Raw genomic sequence first — 1,878 nt, 5'->3', positions numbered from 1 at the left:
ATTTAATGGACTTTAACCGCTTGAAATTCTTCTCTGGGAGCGGTGAGATGATTGCAGTGCCAAGACTGATTGGAGAGGTATCGATACGGCTTTTTGTGCGCCATGGCGATCAGCAGAAGGCTCTGGATTTCTACGAAAGTGTTTTCGGAGCTCAAGTAGTCGGACGACCCTATCTGCACAATGGCGAATTAATCGCTGCTGAATTGCGCATGGGTGCATCGGTGGTAATGATTGTTGGAGCCAATCCCAAACGCGATGCGGATGCTTCGCTTGGCGGTCCAAGATCTGTTCACGCCATTGGAGCAACGCCGGTCATGCTAGACATTCATGTGGATGATGTCGATCGTGTGATGCACCACGCGATCGAAGAGGGCGGCAATTTACGCAATGAAATCGAAACGCTGGATAGCGGCGATCGCGCCGGAGTGCTTACCGATCCGTTCGGGCATCTCTGGGTTGTCAAATCAAGGCGTAAGCACATCGCTGCATGAATGCAACCGGCCAGCACACGAGCCGATTGCGGAGAGCAGGATTACGTAGCAAAACGTTTGGTCGCGGCAATTAATTCATGCACGATGCCGGGCTCGCTCACCGCGTGGCCGGCATCTTCGACAATGCGCAGATCAGCTTCCGGCCAGACCTTCTTCAAATGCCATGCATTGAGTAACGGCGTGCACATATCGTAGCGGCCGTGCACTATCACACCGGGGATTTCGCGGATCAAATGGGCATTGCGTAGGATATGGTCATCCGTGTCGAAGAAGCCCTTGTTTTGGAAGTAGTGGCACTCAATGCGGGCGAAGGCGATGGCGAAATGGTCGTTTCCAAACGCTTCTTCGCGGGCCGGGTCAGGCAACAACGACAAGGCCGAACCTTCCCAGCGTGCCCACAATTTTGCAGCAGCCAGTTGGATTGCAGGGTCCGGGTCGGTCAAACGCTTGTAGTAGGCGGCAATCATATCGCCGCGCTCTTCTTCAGGGATATGCTCTTGATATGCCTCAAAACGATCTGGATAGATGATGCTTGCACCGTTCGAATAGAACCACTCAATCTCGAAACGCCGGATCATGAAAATGCCACGCAGAATCAGTGCGCGCACGCGATCGGGATGAGTTTGCGCATAAGCGAGACCAAGAGTAGAACCCCAAGATCCACCAAAAACCTGCCACTTGTCGACGCCGAGATGTTCGCGAATGCGCTCCATATCGGAGACCAGATCCCAAGTCGTGTTCTCATCCAGTTCTGCATGCGGCGTCGATTTCCCGCAACCGCGTTGATCGAAAAGTATGATCCGATAACGTTCAGGATCATGCAGGCGTCGCATCGTCGGATTGATCCCACCCCCGGGGCCACCATGAACCATAATCACCGGCTTTCCATCAGGATTGCCGCATTCTTCAATGTGAATGGTATGCAATTCCGATACTTGAAGCATCTGTTCCAGATATGGTTGGTTCTCAGGGTAAAGAGTATTTGTAATCATTCATCCCGCCTTCAAGAATAATCCCCACAACGAATAATCGCTCGGGAATGWGGTTTTGCCAAGGCATTTGAATAGACTAGCTTAATCGCCATGCAAGCTTTCTCCATTCAAAACTTTGACGCGTGCTAAAATGCTCTTGATATATCAGTCGATTTGGCTTTAGTCGTTAGCATTACGGCTTTTGGATTAGAACTTTGAATTTTTTTAACGTTAAGGACTTTTGAATAATGAAATATACATTTGTCATCGTCGACGATCATCCTCTATTCCGTGGTGCCCTAAAGCTCGCGCTAACGTCAAAAACTAATGATGTCGAGATCGTTGAAATAGGCGATTTGGAAAGCGCGAAAGCATACATCCAAAGATCTTCAGACATCGATCTCGTGCTTCTAGAT

At 50.1% G+C, this 1,878-nt stretch carries 2 protein-coding genes; one reads left to right on the top strand and one right to left on the bottom strand.

Annotated features, from left to right (window positions below; all coding sequences use genetic code 11):
• On the top strand, nt 1–491 hold a 491-nt coding region (locus ACXJ5O_RS25705; protein WP_457302377.1), incomplete at its 5' end, for a VOC family protein.
• 41 nt (nt 492–532) lie between these two features.
• On the opposite strand, the gene pip is transcribed toward ACXJ5O_RS25705, so the two are convergent.
• Nucleotides 533–1,483 (bottom strand): prolyl aminopeptidase, encoded by a 951-nt coding sequence (gene pip, locus ACXJ5O_RS25700; RefSeq protein ID WP_457302376.1) that lies wholly within the window; start codon nt 1,481–1,483, stop codon nt 533–535.
• Nucleotides 1,484–1,878 lie beyond the last annotated feature (395 nt).

The organism is Phyllobacterium sp. P5_D12 (assembly GCF_054049495.1).
This window is presented reverse-complemented; position numbering and strand designations above follow the sequence as displayed.

Excerpts from the sequence above, each read along its gene's own strand:
- pip (WP_457302376.1), bottom strand. The coding sequence starts at position 1,483 with ATGATTACAAATACTCTTTACCCTGAGAACCAACCATATCTGGAACAG.